General features: G+C 52.5%; 24 protein-coding genes. 13 read left to right on the top strand and 11 right to left on the bottom strand.

Annotation, left to right across the window (positions count from 1 at the left end):
• Complete coding sequence (locus GQY55_RS22775) at nt 1-732, top strand: YwiC-like family protein (RefSeq protein ID WP_160044212.1); 732 nt, start codon at nt 1-3, stop codon at nt 730-732.
• A gap of 65 nt (nt 733-797) precedes the next feature.
• Here GQY55_RS22775 and clpP read toward each other — a convergent pair whose 3' ends face one another.
• Together clpP and GQY55_RS22785 are read right to left on the bottom strand one after the other, a co-directional pair.
• Complete coding sequence (gene clpP / locus GQY55_RS22780) at nt 798-1,385, bottom strand: ATP-dependent Clp endopeptidase proteolytic subunit ClpP (protein WP_160044213.1); 588 nt, start codon at nt 1,383-1,385, stop codon at nt 798-800.
• 45 nt (nt 1,386-1,430) lie between these two features.
• Nucleotides 1,431-2,096, bottom strand: a complete 666-nt coding sequence (locus tag GQY55_RS22785) for an RNA polymerase sigma factor (protein ID WP_160044214.1) — start codon at nt 2,094-2,096, stop codon at nt 1,431-1,433.
• A gap of 287 nt (nt 2,097-2,383) precedes the next feature.
• Between GQY55_RS22785 and yunB the strand changes: the two genes are divergently transcribed.
• The 4 genes from yunB (at nt 2,384) to GQY55_RS22805 (ending at nt 5,168) form a co-directional block, all read left to right on the top strand.
• Nucleotides 2,384-3,229 carry a sporulation protein YunB gene (gene yunB, locus GQY55_RS22790; RefSeq protein WP_160044215.1) on the top strand — a complete coding sequence of 282 codons (846 nt, stop codon included), beginning with the start codon at nt 2,384-2,386 and terminating at the stop codon, nt 3,227-3,229.
• Between the two features lie 187 nt (nt 3,230-3,416).
• Nucleotides 3,417-4,316, top strand: coding sequence for an FAD:protein FMN transferase (locus GQY55_RS22795; protein WP_160044216.1), 900 nt, complete (start codon nt 3,417-3,419; stop codon nt 4,314-4,316).
• On the top strand, nt 4,313-4,555 hold the full coding sequence (locus GQY55_RS22800; protein ID WP_160044217.1) for a hypothetical protein: 243 nt from the start codon (nt 4,313-4,315) through the stop codon (nt 4,553-4,555). Before GQY55_RS22795 ends, GQY55_RS22800 begins: the two co-directional genes overlap by 4 nt.
• Before the next feature lies 1 nt (nt 4,556).
• On the top strand, nt 4,557-5,168 hold the full coding sequence (locus GQY55_RS22805; RefSeq protein WP_160044218.1) for a hypothetical protein: 612 nt from the start codon (nt 4,557-4,559) through the stop codon (nt 5,166-5,168).
• Nucleotides 5,169-5,184: 16 nt separating this feature from the next.
• On the opposite strand, the gene GQY55_RS22810 is transcribed toward GQY55_RS22805, so the two are convergent.
• Nucleotides 5,185-6,270, bottom strand: a complete 1,086-nt coding sequence (locus GQY55_RS22810) for a M23 family metallopeptidase (RefSeq protein ID WP_160044219.1) — start codon at nt 6,268-6,270, stop codon at nt 5,185-5,187.
• A gap of 153 nt (nt 6,271-6,423) precedes the next feature.
• Between GQY55_RS22810 and lipA the strand changes: the two genes are divergently transcribed.
• Together lipA and GQY55_RS22820 are read left to right on the top strand one after the other, a co-directional pair.
• Complete coding sequence (lipA, locus tag GQY55_RS22815) at nt 6,424-7,332, top strand: lipoyl synthase (RefSeq protein ID WP_160044220.1); 909 nt, start codon at nt 6,424-6,426, stop codon at nt 7,330-7,332.
• Nucleotides 7,333-7,369: 37 nt separating this feature from the next.
• Nucleotides 7,370-7,720, top strand: a complete 351-nt coding sequence (locus GQY55_RS22820) for a YutD family protein (RefSeq protein WP_160044221.1) — start codon at nt 7,370-7,372, stop codon at nt 7,718-7,720.
• A 66-nt stretch (nt 7,721-7,786) separates the two neighbouring features.
• Here GQY55_RS22820 and GQY55_RS22825 read toward each other — a convergent pair whose 3' ends face one another.
• Nucleotides 7,787-8,590 (bottom strand): NAD kinase, encoded by an 804-nt coding sequence (locus GQY55_RS22825; protein WP_160044222.1) that lies wholly within the window; start codon nt 8,588-8,590, stop codon nt 7,787-7,789.
• A 70-nt stretch (nt 8,591-8,660) separates the two neighbouring features.
• Nucleotides 8,661-9,920 (bottom strand): sporulation integral membrane protein YlbJ, encoded by a 1,260-nt coding sequence (ylbJ, locus tag GQY55_RS22830; protein WP_160044223.1) that lies wholly within the window; start codon nt 9,918-9,920, stop codon nt 8,661-8,663.
• A 450-nt stretch (nt 9,921-10,370) separates the two neighbouring features.
• Between ylbJ and GQY55_RS22835 the strand changes: the two genes are divergently transcribed.
• The gene (locus tag GQY55_RS22835; protein WP_160044224.1) at nt 10,371-11,072 is read left to right on the top strand and encodes a DUF2225 domain-containing protein; all 702 of its coding nucleotides are present in this window, start codon (nt 10,371-10,373) and stop codon (nt 11,070-11,072) included.
• A gap of 46 nt (nt 11,073-11,118) precedes the next feature.
• Here the strand turns inward: GQY55_RS22835 and GQY55_RS22840 are convergent, their stop codons facing one another.
• Together GQY55_RS22840 and GQY55_RS22845 are read right to left on the bottom strand one after the other, a co-directional pair.
• Nucleotides 11,119-11,349 carry a hypothetical protein gene (locus tag GQY55_RS22840; RefSeq protein ID WP_160044225.1) on the bottom strand — a complete coding sequence of 77 codons (231 nt, stop codon included), beginning with the start codon at nt 11,347-11,349 and terminating at the stop codon, nt 11,119-11,121.
• Nucleotides 11,346-11,516: a YycC family protein gene (locus tag GQY55_RS22845; protein WP_160044226.1), complete on the bottom strand. Its 171-nt coding sequence runs from the start codon at nt 11,514-11,516 to the stop codon at nt 11,346-11,348. Before GQY55_RS22845 ends, GQY55_RS22840 begins: the two co-directional genes overlap by 4 nt.
• Before the next feature lie 133 nt (nt 11,517-11,649).
• On the opposite strand from GQY55_RS22845, the gene GQY55_RS22850 reads away from it, so the two are divergent.
• Both GQY55_RS22850 and GQY55_RS22855 read left to right on the top strand, forming a co-directional pair.
• A complete protein-coding gene (locus GQY55_RS22850; protein WP_160044227.1) occupies nt 11,650-13,449 on the top strand; it encodes a M3 family oligoendopeptidase in 1,800 nt (599 codons plus the stop codon).
• Between the two features lie 339 nt (nt 13,450-13,788).
• The gene (locus tag GQY55_RS22855; RefSeq protein WP_160044228.1) at nt 13,789-14,196 is read left to right on the top strand and encodes an O-methyltransferase; all 408 of its coding nucleotides are present in this window, start codon (nt 13,789-13,791) and stop codon (nt 14,194-14,196) included.
• A 153-nt stretch (nt 14,197-14,349) separates the two neighbouring features.
• Here the strand turns inward: GQY55_RS22855 and GQY55_RS22860 are convergent, their stop codons facing one another.
• On the bottom strand, nt 14,350-14,589 hold the full coding sequence (locus GQY55_RS22860) for an alpha/beta-type small acid-soluble spore protein (protein ID WP_160044229.1): 240 nt from the start codon (nt 14,587-14,589) through the stop codon (nt 14,350-14,352).
• On the opposite strand from GQY55_RS22860, the gene GQY55_RS31580 reads away from it, so the two are divergent.
• Complete coding sequence (locus tag GQY55_RS31580; protein WP_236575805.1) at nt 14,588-14,827, top strand: hypothetical protein; 240 nt, start codon at nt 14,588-14,590, stop codon at nt 14,825-14,827. The genes GQY55_RS22860 and GQY55_RS31580 overlap by 2 nt on opposite strands.
• 11 nt (nt 14,828-14,838) lie before the next feature.
• On the opposite strand, the gene GQY55_RS22865 is transcribed toward GQY55_RS31580, so the two are convergent.
• Nucleotides 14,839-15,816 carry an aldose 1-epimerase gene (locus tag GQY55_RS22865; protein ID WP_160044230.1) on the bottom strand — a complete coding sequence of 326 codons (978 nt, stop codon included), beginning with the start codon at nt 15,814-15,816 and terminating at the stop codon, nt 14,839-14,841.
• A 463-nt stretch (nt 15,817-16,279) separates the two neighbouring features.
• Between GQY55_RS22865 and trpS the strand changes: the two genes are divergently transcribed.
• Nucleotides 16,280-17,269, top strand: coding sequence for a tryptophan--tRNA ligase (gene trpS / locus GQY55_RS22870; RefSeq protein ID WP_160044231.1), 990 nt, complete (start codon nt 16,280-16,282; stop codon nt 17,267-17,269).
• A gap of 9 nt (nt 17,270-17,278) precedes the next feature.
• On the opposite strand, the gene GQY55_RS31075 is transcribed toward trpS, so the two are convergent.
• Nucleotides 17,279-17,455, bottom strand: a complete 177-nt coding sequence (locus tag GQY55_RS31075; RefSeq protein ID WP_201452215.1) for a hypothetical protein — start codon at nt 17,453-17,455, stop codon at nt 17,279-17,281.
• Nucleotides 17,456-17,632: 177 nt separating this feature from the next.
• Between GQY55_RS31075 and GQY55_RS22875 the strand changes: the two genes are divergently transcribed.
• The gene (locus GQY55_RS22875) at nt 17,633-17,845 is read left to right on the top strand and encodes an alpha/beta-type small acid-soluble spore protein (protein WP_160044232.1); all 213 of its coding nucleotides are present in this window, start codon (nt 17,633-17,635) and stop codon (nt 17,843-17,845) included.
• A 345-nt stretch (nt 17,846-18,190) separates the two neighbouring features.
• On the opposite strand, the gene GQY55_RS22880 is transcribed toward GQY55_RS22875, so the two are convergent.
• Nucleotides 18,191-19,174, bottom strand: a complete 984-nt coding sequence (locus GQY55_RS22880; protein ID WP_160044233.1) for a metal-dependent hydrolase — start codon at nt 19,172-19,174, stop codon at nt 18,191-18,193.
• Between the last annotated feature and the right edge of the window lie 113 nt (nt 19,175-19,287).

Raw genomic sequence — 19,287 nt, forward strand, 5'->3', positions numbered from 1 at the left:
ATGGCGAAAAAGGTTCAACCGGTTATTCCGAGAGAGCATGGCGGCTGGGCGATGTTAAGCGTTCCTTTTGTTACCGGCATGTTTGCGGCCAAGCCCACTCTCCTTCATATTCCGCTGTTTTTGGCATGGCTGCTGCTGTACATGGCGTCGTATCCGCTGCTGCAATCGTTGAAAAAGGCAAAAAACCGCAGCATGTGGCTTTCTTGGGGAATCGGATATGCCGCTGCGGCCGCCGTTTTTCTTGTCCCGCTCTTGATATGGAATCCATGGCTGGCAGGGTTCGCTCCCGTGCAGATCGCCCTTGTTTTGGTGGCGGTTTGGCATGTCCGCCATAAGGCCGAGCGGGCGTTTGCAAACGATCTATGCGCCATATTGTTGTTTTGTACCGGCGGGGTGGCGGCTTACATGCTGGGAGGCGGAATCTGGGGCAGAGAGCTGCTGGAGGTCATGCTGTATAACGTTTTGTATTTTACGGGCACCGTATTTTTCGTAAAATCAGTATTCAGGGAACGAAAAAATAAACGCTGGACGATGTATTCGCATACGTATCACATCATCGCGCTTCTGCTGCCACTCTTCACCTTAAACCCGTGGATGTTCCTGCCCTTACTTTACCCTTTGGCCAAGACATTGATCTTTTCAGGCAAAACGGTAAAGCCGATGAAGGTCGGCATGATGGAGATCGCCGGATCCGTGCAATTTGTGGCGTTGTCATTGCTGTTATTGTCTTAAATGGAATAAAACTGCCCGAAGTTGAATAACCTCGGGCAGTTTTTTGCTTTTTGGATGCAGCGTTTTTAGGTCATCGGCTGTGTGATGATTTTGTCTACGATCCCGTATTCGAGCGCTTCCTCGGCGGTAAGGTAGAAGTCGCGGTCGGCGTCCTTGTATATTTTCTCCAGCGGCTGGCCGGTTTTTTCGGCGATGAAGCGGTTGATCCTTTCCCTTGTTTTGATGATGCGGCGGGCAGAAATATCGATGTCGCTGGCCTGCCCTTGCGCTCCTCCCAGCGGCTGGTGCAGCATAAATTCGCTGTTCGGCAGGGCGTACCGTTTGCCCTTGGCACCGCCCAGGAAGAGGTTGGCGCCCATCGAGGCGGCCATGCCCATACAGATCGTGCTGACCTGCGGCTTGATGTAATCCATCGTGTCGAGGATCGCGAAGCCGGATGTAACGGACCCTCCCGGACTGTTAATGTACAGCGAAATATCTTTCTCCGGATCGTCGGCGGCGAGGAAAAGCAGCTGGGCTATAATGCTGTTCGCCACCTGGTCGTTCACCTCGGAACCGAGGAAGATGATCCGGTCTTTCAGCAATCTCGAATAAATATCATACGAGCGTTCCCCGAGTCGGGATTGCTCTACGACATAAGGTATTGTGTTCATGCATGCAGCCTCCTTCGAATATAAAACTTCGTTTTGCCGAAAGGGCTACGCCGCGCGCAATTGCAGGGACATGGACAAATTGCCGGAAGAATGGGTGCGGCGCTGCGCGGGAGCCTGCGCGGTTTTCCGCAGCTGAACGGCCAGCCGCTGCAGCAGCTCGGGTTGTTCCATGCGGATCGAGACGAGCAGCTGCCGCTGGAACCAGTCCGCGTCGATGTTCTCCCATTCCTGGGCGGATGCCGGAGCTTCCGCAAGCTCCTCCCCGTTCAAATTGTGGCGCGCCCTATGCAGCAGCGATTTGACGGCCGTTTCGCTTGTTTCAAGGGAATCGGCGATATCGGACAACTTGTATTCGAAGACATCCTTCAGCACGAATGCGAGCAGCTGCTTTGGCGTCAAACGCTCCATCAGCGTCTCCAGCCCGCTCATCAGCAGCTCCGGCGGTTTTTCGGAGGACGGTTCCTCCTCGGACGGCCCGGCGGTTTCCCGCCCTTTTTTGCGCAGCTGGTCGATCCAATGATTGCGGGCGATCGTCGCCAGAAGCGGGAAGTTCGGCACGCGTTTGGCTGAAGGGTCCTTTTGGCAGAATCTTAGCGCCTTGAGCATGGAGTCATGGGCCAAATCCTCGGCGTCCCAAGAATTGCCGGTCATGCTTAGGCAGAAATATTTGAGTTTCGGGTATACTTCTTCCATTTCCTTGTGGATTAACATGTTAATCACTCTCCTTGAGAGGCCTCTATATATAAAACGTTTATGCGGGTGCAAAAGGATACGGGCACGCAAAAAAATTTTGCCGTCGCTTTTCTCCATTATACCCGGCCGTGCTCAAAAATCCCTCCCGGAATCGGGAGAATCCATCTTTTCCGAAGCGCCAGGGATATCACAACGGCTTTTGGTCCGTACATGCCATGCTAGGCCTACTTTGTGGGTTATTTTGGTGGACAGGGACATATGCTGATAAAGTAGGCAACCTCTTCATCAAGGAGGGATGGGCGAACATGAGAAGAAGGGCGAGATGGCGAAGCAGGGGCGTCAACAAACCGCGCAGCAGGCGCAAAGTATGGCTGATCGGCACATTGGTGTTTCTTATTCTTATTCTGCAGTTTTTTGCGTACGTGGAAAACCATATGAAACCCCCGATTATGCATTTGGCCAAAATCCGCATGAAGCAGATCGGGACCGACGCCATTAATGAAGCCGTAGCCTCCCAAGTTGCCAAAGGGGAGAACGCGGAGCAGCTGATCGACTGGAAAATGGACTCCTCCGGCAAAGTATCCGGATTTATGCTGAATTATGCCGAACATATGAAAATTACGTCGGAAACCTTTAAAGTCGTGCAGGATACGCTGCAAAACAAACATATGCTTTCCGAAAGCATCCCGCTCGGACAGGCGCTTGGCAGCCCGATTCTTGCTTCGTTCGGCCCGAACGTTCCGATCCGCGTCGAACCGCAAGGAGCCGTCAAAGTCGACTTGAATACAAGGGAAAAGGATGCTGGCATCAACATGGTGCTGGTCGAGGTCTACATACACGTGACCGTTGAGGTGGCGGTCGTCATTCCGTTCGACATGGAGCCCGAGGTCATCGATACGGAAATTCCCGTTTCCTACTTGATGGTCGTGGGAGACGTGCCGATGTATTACTACAACAGCCAGGGGCAGCCGGTCGGCGGCAGCGGCCCCAATGCCCCGAACATTGCGCTGCCCGGCATCACCGGGCAGGGAGCTTCGTCCGGCAAAAGCGGTTCCCCCGACCGGGGCGAAGGCGCGATTGCCGTTCCGGGAGCCGCAACCGGGAAAGGGAACGAAGAGGAGGAGCCGTCCGAAACCCATCAGGCCAAATAATGCGGAAACATGCATGGCAGAATCCAAGATCAAGCCGTTGGCTTGGCGCGCCTTCCACAGGCGCTTTTTTTATTTTAGCCGGATTCAATCCCGCTTTCAGGTTCGGTTAAGCATCGGCATCTATAATTCTAATAAAAGCCGAATTTTTATTGGCGAACACCGATTCCAACAGAAGGCGGAGAGGATCATGCAGCATTACGCAGGTCGTTTTATGAACACCGATTTTTCAGTAACCGTTACGGACGGCGCGGCCTCCGGCTGGAAGGAACAAATGCAGCGGTGGTTTGCGTACGTCGACCAAGAGTGGTCGAGATTCCGGGAAGATAACGAGCTGAGCCGCCTGAACCAAGCGCCGGAAGGTGTGGAAATCGGGCTGCCGCCGCCCCTCTACGACGTTTTAAAAATGGCGGAGGGTTACCGGAAGTTAACGGAGGGGAGATTTTCTCCTTTTTTAAAAAGAGCCATGGAGCATCAAGGGTACGACCGCCCGTTTCCGTTTTCCCATGCGGCCGATGCGCCGCCCTTTACGTTTCAGCTTGAAGAACATCCGATTCGTTTTTTCGAGGGTAACCTGGTTGAGAAACATACGTCAGAGCAGCTGGATTTGGGCGGCATCGCCAAAGGTTACGCCGTGCAAAGCGCCGCCGAATGGCTGAAGCGCCATGGCGCCGCATGCGGGATGGTGGACGGAGGAGGCGATATGACGTTGTGGTCGGACGGATCGAAGGAATGGAACATCGGAATTGCCGATCCTTGGAACGAGGCGGAAACGGTCGAGGTGTTGAGTCTGAAAAACAAAGCGGTCGCCACTTCAAGCCGTCTTTACCGCAGCTGGACGCTAGGCGGTCAAAAGAAGCATCATCTGCTGGACGGCCGCACGGGCCAAGTCATTGAATCGGGCATCGTTCAATCCACCGTCATGGCCCGGGACTGCGTCGAAGCGGAGGTTTGCGCCAAAATGTGCTTTCTCCTCGGCAGCGGGGAACGGGAGGAATGGTTTGCCGAACGTTTCCCCGACGTATATTACGTGCTGGTTATGGCGGATGGGACGGTCGTACGAAATAGAAGCAAGGAGAGTGCATCATGAAAGCGAACAAAAAGGCAAAATGGATTATTGGCGTCAGCGGCGTGGCATTTTCGGCTTTCGTATTAAGCCAATTCGGCACGGGCGAGCACAACGCCGCGGATGTGCAGAACAACTCACAGGTCGAGCAGCAGGAGACCAATCCTTCGTTCAACGGGTTCAATGAAGACCGGTTTACGGCGAGAGGCGAGCGGCCGTTTACCAATAGGCGCCAAACCGACGGAACGACAAGAAGGTCCTGATATGGATACGATACAACAACTATTCAGCACTTGGCATGTCATCCGTTGGATGGGGCTGCTCGCCTTTTTCTTTTTTACGATGTCGTTGGCTTTCGGCATGCTGGGCAGATTCAACCGATTCCGAAAAAACAAAGGGTTGTTTCAGCTGATTCACATTTCTTCGAGCTGGGCGGGAATCAACGCATGCCTGATCCATATGCTGATCCTGATTATCGATCATTACCGGCCTTACAAGGTTGCGGCAATTTTCGTCCCGTTCGTCTCGGGATATATGCGCGCCGCCTCCGCGCTTGGAATCATCGCCTTTTATCTGTTTCTCGTCGTTTTGTTTACGTCCGACGTGCTCATCGGCAAAATGAATCGTTCGATGTGGAAAACGGCGCATTTGCTGGTGTTTCCATCATGGCTGCTGATGCTGGGCCATGCGGTATGGATGGGCGCGGATACGTCCGCTTGGTGGGGCAAAACGCTGTATGGAACCGCGGTCGCCGTCATTTTAACGTTGTTCGTCTTTTACCTGAAGGAGCAGCGCCTGAACCGAAGACGACAGCCGGTCGTCATCAAGGCGGGGGGCGAACGATCGTTAAACGTGCCAAGCCGATTCCATGAATGAAAAAGGGACCTTCGTTTCAGGAGGTCCCTTTCCGTTTCTTCTGTATGGCTTTCCGCTCTTCGGTTTCCCAGTGCCGCAGCAAAGGATAAGGGTCGAATGACCATTCGGCCAATCCGCTGTCGCGGTAAATGCCGTAATGCAGATGCGGCGGGAATTTCCCCTGGGTACCAGGTTTGCCGTAGCCGGAGCTGCCGACCCAGCCGATCGTTTGGCCGGGAACGACGATATCGCCCTGGTTGAGTTTCTTCTCGAAACCTTGCAAATGCGCATAGTAATGGTAGCGGTTGTCCAGGTCGCGGATTCCGATCCGCCAGCCGCCAAACGGGTTCCAACCCTTCAGCTCCACGATGCCGTAGCAGGTGCTTCGTACCGGCGTGCCGTATGGGGCGAAAATGTCGGTTCCTTCATGGATGCGGTAACCGCCCCAGCTTCGCCGGGTGCCCCACGTATCCCGGTACGAATAGGAATCCGAAATCGGAAGCGGGAAGGCGTGGCCCGACAGGTCGAGGGTTTGAAATTTTTCGTACAGTTTGGAAAACTGAAGAATGCGCTGAACCGACCGGCTGTTATGGTAATATTCCCACAAAGCGATGCTGAAGTCGTCCTCGGATTGGCCGTGCCGGAGAAGATAGGAGGCCATGCTGTACAGCACGTCCATGTCGTTGTTCATGTCGGCAAGTCCATCCCCCGAACCGTCTTTGCCGTACCCGTTAAAAATGCCGATGGAATGCGGATTGCTGTCGTTCGGGTCGGGATTGAACAAGCCGGACCATACCGGCTCGTTCATGAAAATGCCGGTCAGCCGTTTCGGGTGGCTGCGGTCTTTCGGATGGGCTTTTGTCAGCGTATGCTCGTATTGGTCGATCGCGGCGATTCTGTACCATGGAATCCGGGTGGCGGAAGCGACCTTGTCGTAGAGTGCTTTTCGGGAAAAAAGAATTTCCTCCCTGCTCATTTTCTCCAAAGATTCGGCGGCCTTTGCAGGTTCCCGATCCGCGTCCCCCCATGCCGGTGAAACCGCGGCTCCGAAAACGATAGCTGCGCAAGCGGCGCAAATGAAGGAACGGCGGGCTTTTTTCAGCTTGAATTCAGAATTTCTCATCGTCAACCTCCTGCTGGCAGCGTTATCGACTTTTTCCGGCCGTTACGTACATAACCTTAGATTGGTACAAGAATAGTCATTTTATCCCGTATTAGAAATGGAAGTATTTTGGGGTATTTCATGATATAATATGGGGCGAGCAGCAGTAAAACCATGAAGCGAAAGAAGGTCAGATCATTGCCTAAACAAACCGTCAAGGAACCAAAGCCGGACTGGATTCGCATCAAACTGACAACCGGTGACAATTATCAGGAAATCAAGAGCATGATGCGCTCGAAGACACTACATACCGTGTGTGAAGAAGCGCGTTGCCCTAATATATACGAATGCTGGGCGAACCGCACGGCGACTTTTATGATTTTGGGCGATATTTGCACGCGGGCCTGCCGTTTTTGCGCGGTCAACACGGGAAAACCGACCGAGCTCGATCTGCAGGAGCCTGAGCGCGTTGCCGAAGCCGCCGAGAACATGGGGCTGAAGCATTGCGTTGTCACAAGCGTTGCGCGGGACGATCTTTCCGACGGAGGCGCGATGATTTTTGCTGAAACGATCAAGGCGATCCGCAAACGCCTGCCGCTGTGCAGCGTCGAGGTCCTCATTCCCGATTTCATGGGGAACTGGGACGCGCTGAAGGTTGTGATGGACGCCAAACCGGATATTTTGAACCACAACATCGAAACCGTGGAACGCATGTCGAATCGCGTCCGCGCGAAAGCGAAATACGACCGCTCTTTGGAGCTTTTGAAAAAATCGAAGGAATTCCAGCCGGATATTCCGACCAAATCGAGCATTATGCTCGGCGTAGGGGAAGAATGGGACGAGATCCTGCAGGCGATGGACGATCTGCGTGCCGTGGACTGCAACATCATGACCATCGGACAATATTTGCAGCCGTCTCCGCAGCATTTGAACGTCGTTAAATATTATCATCCCGACGAATTTGCCAAACTGAAGGAAGAAGGCATGAAAAGAGGATTCAGCCACGTGGAATCCGGACCGCTGGTCCGCAGTTCCTATCATGCCCACGAGCAGGTGAAATCGGCGGCAAGCCATCAATCCTAAATTCATTTTTGAGCAGTGGAAGGCAGGGGGAGCACATTTGATTCTGATAAGCGGAAAAAGCTACGAGCTGCTGAAAGACCATAAAAACGGCTGGAACCCTGAAGCCTTTCGCGACCGATACAGCGAAGTGCTGGACCGTTACGATTACATCGTCGGAGACTGGGGTTACAACCAGCTGCGGTTGAAGGGATTTTACCGGGATAAGCATCCTAAAGCCACCAAAGATACCGCTTTTTCCGGCATGCTGGATTACATTAACGAATACTGCAATTTTGGCTGCGCTTATTTTGTTCTGCAAAAGAACCGGGATGTTCAGGCGAAAGAAAAGGATAAAGACAAGGAAAAAGAGAAAGAAAAGCCCGAAAAAGCAAAAGGCGGTTCCCAGTAGGGAGCCGCCGTTTCTTTTGCGAATACATATCGGATAACTTAAACGGCCGAACGAACGGCGAGCACGTTAACCGAGGAAGGCTTCTCTGACGCGATTCCAGAACGGGAACGGACGGTAACGCGCAAAGCTTACTTTTTCTTTCGCCACCTGGCAGCGTACGGAAATCAAATCGTCCACTTGAATGTTGACGTGGTCGATCGTCAGCAGCAGCCGCTGTTCTTTTCGCGAAAAAATATCGGTGTGGTGGTGCTTCGGCAGCAGCAGCGGCGATCCCATCGTACGGAACACGCGGTTGTTGATCGACGCGATCTCTGCAATCTGCAGCGCCTCGATCGTCGGATGCACCATGGCGCCGCCAAGGCTTTTATTGTACGCGGTGCTGCCGGTTGGCGTCGAGATGCAGATGCCGTCGCCGCGGAACATCTCGAAGGTCTGGTCATTGATATCGACCTGGGCGACCACTGTTCCGTCCATGCCTTTAAGCGTAAATTCGTTTAAAGCGATATAAGAAAAATTGCCCGATTTCCGGTGGATCTCCAGCTCAAGCAAAGGATATTTGACGATCCTCGGCCGAACGGAACCGGATTTGCTGGCCGAACTCATCAGCTCCACGAGCTGGGGCAGCTCGTCTGCCTGCCAGTCGGCGTAAAAGCCGAGATGGCCTGTATGAACGCCAACAAAAGCGATATCGGGAATATGGTCGATAAACGTATGAAAAGCATGCAGCATCGTGCCGTCGCCGCCAATCGAGACGACGATCTCGGGAGATTCGGCGTCCAGCCGGAACCCGTGCTTTGCGGCCAGCTTATGGAACTGCTCACTTAAATCAACGGATAACTGATCACCGCGATCCAGGACATAATATCTCAAGAGAGTTAAGCTCCTTTATTGGGGGATATAAAGATCATAAACAATATCGGAGCATAAAACAACGTTGTTTTCACCTTCCGGCATACAGCTTCCGCCATAACGAACGAACGAGCGACCAGATAAACGAAGCGGCGGTAACAAAGCCGATCAGCAGGCAAAAGTAGGCGATCCGGTCGGCAAAACCGCCGGGGGCCCATGCGAAGCCCGGGTCGGGCAAAGCCTGTTGGAACGCGGGAGCAGGCAAAATCCTCCCCATCACCGGATTCCACAAAACCAGGACAAGCCCGGCAGCCAAAACGGCATGGATCAGTCGCGCAAACATAAACGGCAGGTAACGCAAATTGGTGGCATGCAAAATGCTGGCGATTTGCGCATGCACCGATAGACCTCCCCAAGATAATATAAAAGCCGCCGCAGCCGCTTTAAACGGCAGGGGAATCGAAGCCGCCGCTTCTCCGGCGGAACGCGCCCCGAGCGTCACCTCAAACAGCCCGCCGACAAGCGCTTCGGACAATGACGCGGGAAAACCCGCGGCCTTCAGCAAGTACTCAAGCACAAAGTACAAATTTTTCATGACGCCGGCCTGGGTCAGCAGCTCCAAAAAGACCGAAAAGAATACGACGAGCCCTCCGACGACAATAATAAGCTTTAATGAAGATTCCACCGCTTGCCGGAGCATTTCGCCTATCGCGCGGCCGTCCTCCATTCGCGCCCGATGCATCGCGGCGAAAGCCCGCCGGATGCGGCCACGCCGCTCCTTTTTGCCTTGGGGGGATTGATCCGAACCGCTGGACGGCGCTGACGAATGAGACTGGCGGCTGCCGTGGAAACGCATGAGCAGACCGATTAAAAACCCGCCGCCGTAATGGGAAATCGCCAAAATGACGGCCATTTTCGGGTCGTGGAAAAAACCGACGGAGACTGCGCCGATCAGGAAAATCGGATCCGACGATGTCGTGAAGGCGACAAGCCGTTCTCCTTCATCCCTTGTCACCATGTTTTGTTCCCACAGCTTGGCCGTCAGCTTGGCCCCGATCGGGTACCCGGACACGTAACCCATGGCGGCGACAAACCCGCCGCTGCCCGGAATCCTGAACAGAGGTTTCATCAACGGGTCGAGCAGCGTACCGAATAAATGAACGATGCCGAAGCCGAGCATGACCTCCGAAATGATAAAAAACGGGAACAAGGAAGGGAAGAGGACATCCCACCAAATCGCAAGGCCGCGCAAGGCGGATTCGAGATAAGCGCCCGGAAACCGCATCATGAGCAAAAGCAGCGAGGCGAGCGAGACGATCATAAGCGGAAGACCCAGCTTTTTTAAGGACATAGTTACACCTTCCTGTCAGAATGGGTCGATGGAAATGAACCTGTATACCCAATTTTATGATTTGCATCGGACAAACAGTACAAAAAATGTTAGAAAGCGTTTACAAAAAATAATGTTTTTTTGACGAATGTATGTTAAAATATACAAAACAAATGACAAATTTAATTTCCGAATTTCAATAGATGATGGAGTGATGAGATCATGAGTATTGTCGCCGGTGTTCTGGTCTGCGCTTTCGTGTACGTCATTCGAGCCTCACTGGTCCATCCCGGGGAAGAGGATTGGAGCAGCTACTAATGTTCAAGGTGCTAAACAAACGTTTAGCGCCTTTTTTTGTTTTTTGATATACTTGGAAATGGAACCATGGCGCCTCATCGGCTTTCGGGTCCTGCTTGTCGAGAACACCATGGCGGAGATCTAGAACGAAAGACATGAAAGGAACGTGGGGATGTGGCTTTAGAACCTCTTTATACCATTCAAGTGACCTGTAACTACTGCGAGCATTCGTTTCAGACATCTCGCGTGCGTCCCAGCTTCAAAAAATCGATCCGGACCGACACCGATTTTTGCGCGTATTACAAGGATGAAAACCCGGATTTTTACGTGGTCAGGGTCTGTCCGAAATGCGGCTTCTCCTCGACGGAAAATTCGACGGAGCGCCTGAACGAATCGCAAAAAAAACGGTTCGAGCAACACATCGGCAGCCGGTGGATCACGAGGGACTTCGGCGGACACCGGAATTGGGAAGCGGCTTTGGAAACGTACAAGCTGGGGCTGCTTGTCGCCCAGACCATCGGGGAGAAGGAGCGGATCATCGCCAGCCTTCTGCACCACATCGCGTGGCTGTACCGATATAAAGGGGACGAACAGCAAGAGCAGCGTTTCCTGAAATACTGTCTGGAATCATACATAAAGGTCTATGAGCTCGAGGGCGTGGGGGCGAACAATGCCCGGCTCCTGTACTTGATCGGAGAGCTGAACCGCAGAACGGGGGCATTCAACGAGGCAGTCAAATGGTTCTCGCGGGTCATCAACGACAAAAACATCATCGATGCGGCCATGATCCGGGCTTCCCGCGAACAGTGGGGCGTGCTCCGCGAACAAATGCTGGCGCGCAAGCTGGAACTGCCGCAAGAAATGAATCCGGCCTGACAAACACAAAACACGCATGAATCATGCGTGTTTTGTGTACAAACGGTTATCGGACAGGCTGGTCGAAGCGCAGGTAGTCGTTATCCGTCTCGATGACGTTCAGCCGGCTGCTGCAGCATGGAAAGACGACCAGCTTTTTGCGGCCTTCGTTGACGGTTTTCAGCTCGCCGGGCTTCAGGTTCAGCCTCACGTTCCCGGCACCGCAAAAGGGACATTCATGCACGTAAATGTCGCCCATCTGTTTATCGTAAGGCCAAGTGTGCGAGAAAGGAATCATGACTCGTCCTTCTTTTCCGCCTCTTGCTTGTCCGGCGATTCTTTGCCGAGCTCGGCGATTTTTTGCAGCAAAATATGCTGCGGCATGTGCATGAGATGTTCGAGCGGAACCCCCAATTTTTCGGACAGCTTCACGGCCGTCTCCGGCGATATTTGCAGCGGTCTCATGACAAGCATCCCTCCATTCGGATCTATTTCAGTCCGCTTAAGGACCTGTTTGCAGGATTGTTCCCTTTTGTAATACACCTTATCACGAAAACCGTTGAAATGAAATCCTATGCAAAGAAAGGTGATTTTTTTTATGAATAACAATTTGAAAATGACCTGGGATTTGGAGTCCGTTTTTCCCGGAGGTTCCTCTTCCGCCGAATACCAAACGTTTCTGGACGCGCTCGAGAAGGATCTCCGCCAGTTGAAACAAGATGTCGATGCTGCCTCGGCTCCGGCTAGCGCAGACGACACGAAAGCATTCGACGCGATCATCGACGCGATGGGCAGCTGTATTTCCCGCCTGTCCGAAGGAAGCGCATTCGTCAGCTGTTTGCAAGCGCAGGATCAAAACGACAAAAAGGCGGTTCAGCTGTCCGGCCGGATTACGGGCCTGCATGCGCTGCTCAGCACCATCACGACAAAATTCGACGATCTTCTCGCCCGGACTGACGATGACACTTGGAAAGCATGGATGGAACGAGAGGAACTGCGTCCGATTGCTTACGTCATGAACGAAAGCCGGAACCAAGCCCGCGAAAAGCTGAGCCCTGAGCTCGAAAGCCTTGCGCTCGATTTGGCCGTCGACGGATATCACGGCTGGGGCGATCATTACGACACGGTGGTCAGCCACGTGAAAATTCCGTTCGAGAAGGACGGGGAAACCGTGCTGTTGTCCGCAGGCCAAGCGCATAACAAGCTCTATGACGCAGACAAAGAAGTCCGCGACTCGATGTTTGTTAAATGGAAAGAAGCCTGGGCGGACAAGGCCGACTTCTGCGGCGATACGCTGAATCACCTGGGCGGTTTCCGGCTGAAGCTGTACGAACGCCGCGGCTGGGACGAAGTGTTGAAGGAGCCGCTGGCCATCAACCGCATGTCCAAGCAGACGCTGGACGCCATGTGGGGCGTCATTCAGGACAACAAAGCGATGCTGGTCAAATATATGGAACGTAAAGCCAAACTCATCGGCGTCGACAAGCTGAGTTGGGTGGACGTGGAAGCGCCGATCGGCAAGGTTTCCTCCAAGGTGTCTTATCAAGAAGCGGCCGAAACGATCGTGGAGCAATTCCGTAAATTCAGCCCGAAAATGGCCGTCTTTGCCGAAATGGCTTTCGACAAATCGTGGATCGAAGCGGAGGACCGCCCCGGAAAACGTCCTGGCGGATTCTGCACGTCCTTGCCGGTCAGCAAGGCGACGCGTATTTTCATGACGTACAGCGGTACGGCATCCAACGTGTCCACGCTCGCGCATGAGCTCGGTCATGGCTATCACCAGCACGTGATGGACGATCTCCCGGTATTCAACCAAAATTATGCGATGAACGTGGCCGAAACGGCCTCGACGCTTGCGGAAATGATCGTTTCCGACGCCATGGTGAAAAAGGCCGGAGACGAGCAGGAGAAGCTGGCGCTGCTGGAAGACAAAATTCAGCGGAGCGTTGCGTTCTACATGAACATTCATGCCCGTTTCCTGTTTGAAACCCGCTTCTACGAAAAACGCAAAAACGGCCTGCTCAGCGTTCGGGAATTGAACGAGCTCATGGAAGAAGCGCAAAAAGAAGCGTACTGCGACGCGTTGTCTGCGTATGAGCCGACGTTCTGGTGTTCCAAGCTGCATTTCTACATCACCGGCGTTCCGTTCTACAACTTCCCGTACACCTTCGGCTACATGTTCAGCACGGGCATCTATGCCCAGGCGCTTCAGGAAGGCAGCGGCTTTGCGGACAAATACGATGCGCTCCTTCAGGATACAGGCGCCATGACCGTCGAAGATCTGGCGAAAAAGCATTTGAACGCGGATTTGACGGGACGCGATTTCTGGCAGAGCGCATCCGATCTCCTCAAGAAGGACGTCGAAGAATTCATGAGCATGACCGAGTCGCTGGTTTAATTCAGCATGGCTCCGTTTCCGGTTCGCAGCCCGGCTCGCGTCTTTGCCATCGATCCATTTCCCCAGGCATGACCGGATCGACAGGAAATGATAAAACAGGAAAAACCGCCATAAACGGCGGTTTTTCCTGTTTTTTTGCCTTTTCGAAAGAATGTCAGGAATTTTGTCACATAAACCAGAAATATATCAGAATTTTGGCTTAAAATGCATCGAAAAAGCGAAAGTAATAGTAATAATTACCCATTTATGTTTGATATTGTTGTCTGTTCCGATAGGCTGTCTTATAATGAGTCATAAGCCCTAATTATTTTGGCGAAAGTTGAAGAGAGGAAGAAGGAAATGATGAAAACTGAGCAATTATCCCTAGCAAGACAACTTGATTTGGTCTTCAAGGAACTTGAAGAAGAGCTTTCGGGCCTATCCTCAGGTACAGTGTTTGTGCAAATACGCAATAACACCATCGGCAAATTCGGGATTCGTCATCATCCGCTGGAGGGAAGAAACGGGGAGCTTCGTTCCGAAGATTCCGGTTTGACTCCGGTCCAATATTCTTCATTCCGAATGATGGCCCTTGAAAGCCTGAAGTACAAGCGCCACTGGACCCATGGGGAAATCAGCTACGAATTCGCGGTCCGGCAGGGCTCGATCATCGTCGACGCCATTCTGGAATCGAATTATAACATGGCGAATTTAATGATCCGCTATCCAAGACATACATATTCAGATTCATTGACCGAAGTGTATTAAAATATCGCGGCTGTGCTTACGCAAGCATGCAAAAAAGGCAACCTAATAAGGCTGCCTTTTCTTGCGGACATGCTGGCCGCAGGATCGGCAGGTATGGCTCACGCCTTGCCGCCGACCGACATGATATCACATTATACAAATGCCGAAAGCAGATTATTGACGACCGGAAAGCTGCTGTTCTGCCATTTGTACCAGACGTTTCGTGATGTAGCCTCCCAAAGAACCAGTCTCGCGGGAAGTCATGTTGCCATAATATCCGTCTTGAGGGATTTGAACGCCAAGCTCTTGAGCAGCTTCAAACTTCATTTGTTGAAGAGCTGCGTTTGCTTGAGGAACCACCAGGTTGTTGGAGCGGTTGTTGCGTCCTTGGTTTTGTTGTCCTGCTTGACCCATGTTTGTCACCTCCTTTGAACTTTATGCTGTTATTATGGTTTTAAAATTTGAAAACATGCAGCAAAAGAGAGTGAAAGAGGTGGGAATTTTTAGGGGATTGTTGTTTCGTGCCAAAATAACGCGGAGCGGCAGCCTTTTTGACGAATTTGGCGCATGGCTCCGCTTAAAGCGGGATATTATGAACCAACCCAAAAAGGCGCCGATTCGACATATCGTCGAACGGCGCCTTTTCGCGTAAAAGTTCGTATGTTAATCCTCGGAAGGGTACACCATATCAAGGTGCAAATCCATCTGGACCGATTGTCCGGGTTCAAGCCGGATCAGTCCCGTCACGTCGGGGCCCGCGTTCAGGTTCGGAGCGTTTGGCAGCCACGTGTACGGCTCGATGCACAAAAATTCGTTCGCTTCGCCTTTGGTGTAAAGGACCCAATGCTTATAATATTGCGGATCGGCCGAATAGGTGAGCCCGTAACCGTCATTGCGCAGCAAGGTCGCAACGGCCGGCTGGCCTTTGCCGATTCTAAAGAGCGTGTCGAAGTTCGTTCCCTGCAGGCTTAAACCTTCATTAAGCTTCTCCAAAGGACCTAAAGGAAGCACTTCGCCGGTCGGCAGCAGATCCTGGTCCAATCCGTAGACGGCGTCCACCGGCAACTGCAGCGTCCATTCTCCGGGTTGTCCGTCCAGCAGGAACCATGTATGGTATCCGATGCCGAAAGGCACGGGGAGATCCCCTAAATGGGTAACCTTGAAATGCTTGGTTAACCGGGCCCCCTGCAAACGCATCGTGACTTCAAGCTTCAGCGGAGCCGGAAACTGCTCCATCCAGTGGGGGTCGTCCGCGGTAAGAAATTCGGTGGTTACGGCGCACCCATCCTCGTCTTCCTCGATATCGCTCACGCGCCAAGGCTGCGTGCGGTGCAGACCGTGGATATGGTTGTCGCCGGCGGTGTTGCGGTCGAATTGATATTCGCGGCCTTCGTATTCGAAATGGCCTCCGCGGATCCTTCCCGGCGGAATGAGCATCGGCATACCGAAATGATAGGGTTTTTGCATATAAAATGCCAAATCGTTTTCATCGGGTTTTCTTAAAATCTGTCTGTTCTGGATGTTGTCCCAGATGGAAATCACATTGTTCCCCAGCCACGGCAGCAGCGTGACTTCAAGCTCACGACTGTGAAGGACGTAAGTATCGTAACCATTCCATTGCCCTTTGGTCACTTGTTTCATATCGATGCTCCTTTTCCCACTTTTAATTCGGTTCGCTAGCGATCACTTAAAGATATCATAACAGATTTTGCGACGTTTCGTAAAAAAGAGGTTTGACAATTTGACAAGTTCAGCGATATCATAGGCATTGCATAAAGGCTTTCAATGATTGCAACACGATGACAGGGACAAGTAAGCAAAGACGGCATCTCCTTCAGAAAGCCGGTGGTTGATGCGAACCGGTGGAGCCGATTTTGCCGAATGGACCCTTGAGTGCCGAGTTGAACGGAAGCGCAGCTTCCCGCGTAGACCGGCCGGCTAATTCCACGTTAAGGAATCGAAAGGCTGTCAGGGCTACGGTACTTCAATGGTACGCAAAGCTGAAATCCGAGGCAGCAAATAAGGGTGGCACCACGGTCTCACGTCCCTTGCGGACGATGAGGCCTTTTTTGCATACACATCAACACACTTGGAGGGATATTTCATGAAAAAGGTACTTTCCGGAATCCAGCCGAGCGGCAAGCTGACGCTGGGAAACTATATCGGCGCCATGAAAAACTTCGTGAAGCTGCAAAATGACTATGCCTGCAATTTCATGGTCGTCGACCTGCATGCGATCACCGTACCGCAGGATCCTGCGGCGCTCAGGGAGCAGTCGGAGGCGGTAGCCGCATTGTTCATTGCCGCGGGCATCGATCCGGACAAAGCCAACGTGTACATGCAGTCCCATGTGCCGCCGCACGCGGAGCTGGGATGGATACTGACGACGCTGACGTCCATGGGCGAGCTTGAACGGATGACCCAGTTTAAAGACAAATCGGCCGGAAAAGATTCGGTTGGCGCCGGTTTGTTCGTGTACCCGTCGCTTATGGCCGCGGACATTTTGGTTTACAATGCCGATCTGGTGCCGGTTGGCGAAGACCAGAAGCAGCATTTGGAACTGACCCGCGATCTGGCGGGACGGTTTAACCACCGATTCGGCGAATATTTCACGGTTCCCGAGCCGTACATTCCGGAAGTGGGCGCGCGGATCATGTCCCTGGACGACGCTTCCAAAAAAATGAGCAAAAGCAATCCGAATCCGGGGAGTTACATCGCGCTCCTGGACACGCCGGACGAAATCCGCAAAAAAATCAGCCGCGCCACGACGGATTCCGGCAGAGAAGTCCGCTTCGACCCTGCCGAAAAGCCTGAAATCAGCAATTTGATGAGCATTTACGCCGAATGCTCGGGCATGTCGATCGCCGAGATCCAGAATAAATACGAAGGTCAAATGTACGGCGGATTTAAAAAGGATTTGGCCGAGGCCGTCGTTTCCGTCCTGGAGCCGCTGCAAAAGAAATATTACGATATCCGGGAGTCCGGCGAACTGCACGATATCCTTAAAAAGGGAGCCGACAAAGCGACGGAAACCGCATCGCGCACGCTTTCGGACGTGAAAGAGCGGATGGGCTTCCTAATGCCGAGAAAATAAAGCGAAAGACTACGATTCGTTGGAACGGTTCTTTTTGGCCTTGATCACGAAACCCCAGCCGATGTTGCAGATGGCCAGCACGCCGAGCAAAAGCGCGATCCAGCCGTTATAACTGATCGCAATGGCACAAGCGCCCAAAAGCAGGATGGATGAACAAGCAAACCAAAGGGACAAACCTTTACTCATTGTAAAAAACCTCCAGACAAGATATGAATTCTGTTCTGTATAACTCTTAAAGATGGTGACATACTAAGCTTGCAAGCTCGTTACTAACTTGAGGATATTGCAAAATCCAGAAGAGCAAAGCTATGCCGGGTTTTGCAAATTCCGAACACATCTGCAGAATAGAAGGGAGATTTTATTATGGGTCAATCTCGTTCTAACAACCTTGTCGTTCCGCAAGCAAGAACAGCTTTGCAGCAAATGAAAATGGAAGCTGCGCGTGAGTTGGGGGTACAAATTCCTGAGGACGGTTACTACGGTAACATGACCTCCCGCGAAACAGGTTCCCTTGGAGGATATATTACCAAACGTCTGATCCAATTGGCCGAACAATCGTTATCCGGCCGCCAATAAACGAATGTGTCCCAAGCCCGAAGCGCTCCAAGCGTTTCGGGCTTTTTACATTAGACCCCGCAAAGCGCCTGAATATAAGCATCGTCATGAGCAGAGCGTCTTTGCAAGGGGGATTTTGCGCGAAACCTCTTACGGTGATTCTCTCGTACCGGACGGCTTTCGTCAAGCCAAACACGGAGGAACAAAAAAGCCGCTTCCATAAAGGGAAGCAGCCTCATTTTTCTGCATGAGGAGTTTGCCAAAATCCAAGCAGCGAATATATAGAGCGAAACGGTTTAATTCGTCTATATATGGTGTCCGGGAGCGGCCGGAATCGAATTTTGCAACATCCTGACATATTAAATGTTAGCCGGAGTTGATGGATAATCTTTTATCCATTTTTTTGGCGCTCAGCCACCCGACATAGGTGTTGATCGGCTGATATTGCTTATCCATGACCAGCACGGCGACAAAAGGATACTGCTTGCGGTGGCGGTAGCGTACATCCGCCCAGCGGACGACGTAACCCCATGGCAAATTTTCGACTTCGGCAACGGCAAACGAGGTAAAGTAGAGGAAGGCCTGCACGTCCGGGTGCTGTCTGGAATGCTCGATTGCCGGATGCTGCTCGGTGCGGGCATGTTTCCGCCATTCGAGCTCCTGCCCGTTCAGTACCCCGATTTCGAAGCTGCCGTCCGATAAAGCCTTGACGACATGCCACTTATTGAAGGTTACGGTCGGGATGACATAATACCGGTCGCCCTCGCGGCGGGAAGAATCGAGGCGTTTCACTTCGGCCGTCTTTCTGAAATGAACGACGGTGCGCCATACATAATACAGAATGGTCAACATGTACAGGCCCGTAAACAGCGGCGCCGGCTGCAGCGCTCCCGTGCTCCACAGCAGAACCGCGGCGGCATGGGTCGAAAAAATGAACGGATCGAAAATATGAATGATATTCCAAGAAATCCACCGTTCCGAAAACGGGCGGGCGGCTTGCGTTCCGTACGTATTGAACAAATCGCTGAACACGTGGACGCAAACGGCGATTCCGGTCCAAAGAATGATGTGCCCGGCGGGCACGCTCCTGAACAACATAGCCAAAATCCCGCTGATCAGCGCGGTCCAAATGACGAGAAAAGGAAGCGAATGCGTAATGCCCCGGTGGTTCTTTACGTAAACGGCATTGCCTTTTAAGCGCAAAACCCCGTCGAAATCGGGGGCCTGGGAACCGATGACCGTACCGAGAAGTACAGCGGTGGCAAGCGCGGGGCTTGCGGCTACTGCCGGGTCGACGTAGGCGAGTCCGGCCAAGCTGAGCCCCATCACGAAATGTGTAGCTGTATCCATCTCCATGTCTCCTTCTTGTTGTTCTTATTTACCATTGTAACAAAACCGGAAAATGCATTCCCGTTTAAACGGGCCGTTCTTGTGAGCATTTTGCGAATCCTGCTTCAATCTTC

It is taken from the genome of Paenibacillus sp. USDA918EY, from assembly GCF_009870825.1.
In the GTDB taxonomy this organism is placed as follows: domain Bacteria; phylum Bacillota; class Bacilli; order Paenibacillales; family Paenibacillaceae; genus Paenibacillus_AQ; species Paenibacillus_AQ albilobatus.

What these genes read in the sequence shown, in the direction of transcription:
- lipA (WP_160044220.1), top strand. Translation starts at nt 6,424, where the DNA reads ATGAAGCGAAAGAAGGTCAGATCATTGCCTAAACAAACCGTCAAGGAA.
- GQY55_RS22805 (WP_160044218.1), top strand. Translation starts at nt 4,557, where the DNA reads ATGGATACGATACAACAACTATTCAGCACTTGGCATGTCATCCGTTGG.
- clpP (WP_160044213.1), bottom strand. Translation starts at nt 1,385, where the DNA reads ATGAACACAATACCTTATGTCGTAGAGCAATCCCGACTCGGGGAACGC.
- GQY55_RS22810 (WP_160044219.1), bottom strand. Translation starts at nt 6,270, where the DNA reads ATGAGAAATTCTGAATTCAAGCTGAAAAAAGCCCGCCGTTCCTTCATT.
- GQY55_RS22850 (WP_160044227.1), top strand. Translation starts at nt 11,650, where the DNA reads ATGAATAACAATTTGAAAATGACCTGGGATTTGGAGTCCGTTTTTCCC.
- GQY55_RS22775 (WP_160044212.1), top strand. Translation starts at nt 1, where the DNA reads ATGGCGAAAAAGGTTCAACCGGTTATTCCGAGAGAGCATGGCGGCTGG.
- ylbJ (WP_160044223.1), bottom strand. Translation starts at nt 9,920, where the DNA reads ATGTCCTTAAAAAAGCTGGGTCTTCCGCTTATGATCGTCTCGCTCGCC.
- GQY55_RS22880 (WP_160044233.1), bottom strand. Translation starts at nt 19,174, where the DNA reads ATGGATACAGCTACACATTTCGTGATGGGGCTCAGCTTGGCCGGACTC.
- GQY55_RS31580 (WP_236575805.1), top strand. Translation starts at nt 14,588, where the DNA reads ATGTTTGTCACCTCCTTTGAACTTTATGCTGTTATTATGGTTTTAAAA.
- GQY55_RS22800 (WP_160044217.1), top strand. Translation starts at nt 4,313, where the DNA reads ATGAAAGCGAACAAAAAGGCAAAATGGATTATTGGCGTCAGCGGCGTG.
- GQY55_RS22795 (WP_160044216.1), top strand. Translation starts at nt 3,417, where the DNA reads ATGCAGCATTACGCAGGTCGTTTTATGAACACCGATTTTTCAGTAACC.
- GQY55_RS31075 (WP_201452215.1), bottom strand. Translation starts at nt 17,455, where the DNA reads ATGAGTAAAGGTTTGTCCCTTTGGTTTGCTTGTTCATCCATCCTGCTT.
- GQY55_RS22875 (WP_160044232.1), top strand. Translation starts at nt 17,633, where the DNA reads ATGGGTCAATCTCGTTCTAACAACCTTGTCGTTCCGCAAGCAAGAACA.
- GQY55_RS22845 (WP_160044226.1), bottom strand. Translation starts at nt 11,516, where the DNA reads ATGAGACCGCTGCAAATATCGCCGGAGACGGCCGTGAAGCTGTCCGAA.
- GQY55_RS22860 (WP_160044229.1), bottom strand. Translation starts at nt 14,589, where the DNA reads ATGGGTCAAGCAGGACAACAAAACCAAGGACGCAACAACCGCTCCAAC.
- GQY55_RS22840 (WP_160044225.1), bottom strand. Translation starts at nt 11,349, where the DNA reads ATGATTCCTTTCTCGCACACTTGGCCTTACGATAAACAGATGGGCGAC.
- GQY55_RS22865 (WP_160044230.1), bottom strand. Translation starts at nt 15,816, where the DNA reads ATGAAACAAGTGACCAAAGGGCAATGGAATGGTTACGATACTTACGTC.
- yunB (WP_160044215.1), top strand. Translation starts at nt 2,384, where the DNA reads ATGAGAAGAAGGGCGAGATGGCGAAGCAGGGGCGTCAACAAACCGCGC.
- trpS (WP_160044231.1), top strand. Translation starts at nt 16,280, where the DNA reads ATGAAAAAGGTACTTTCCGGAATCCAGCCGAGCGGCAAGCTGACGCTG.
- GQY55_RS22785 (WP_160044214.1), bottom strand. Translation starts at nt 2,096, where the DNA reads ATGTTAATCCACAAGGAAATGGAAGAAGTATACCCGAAACTCAAATAT.
- GQY55_RS22855 (WP_160044228.1), top strand. Translation starts at nt 13,789, where the DNA reads ATGATGAAAACTGAGCAATTATCCCTAGCAAGACAACTTGATTTGGTC.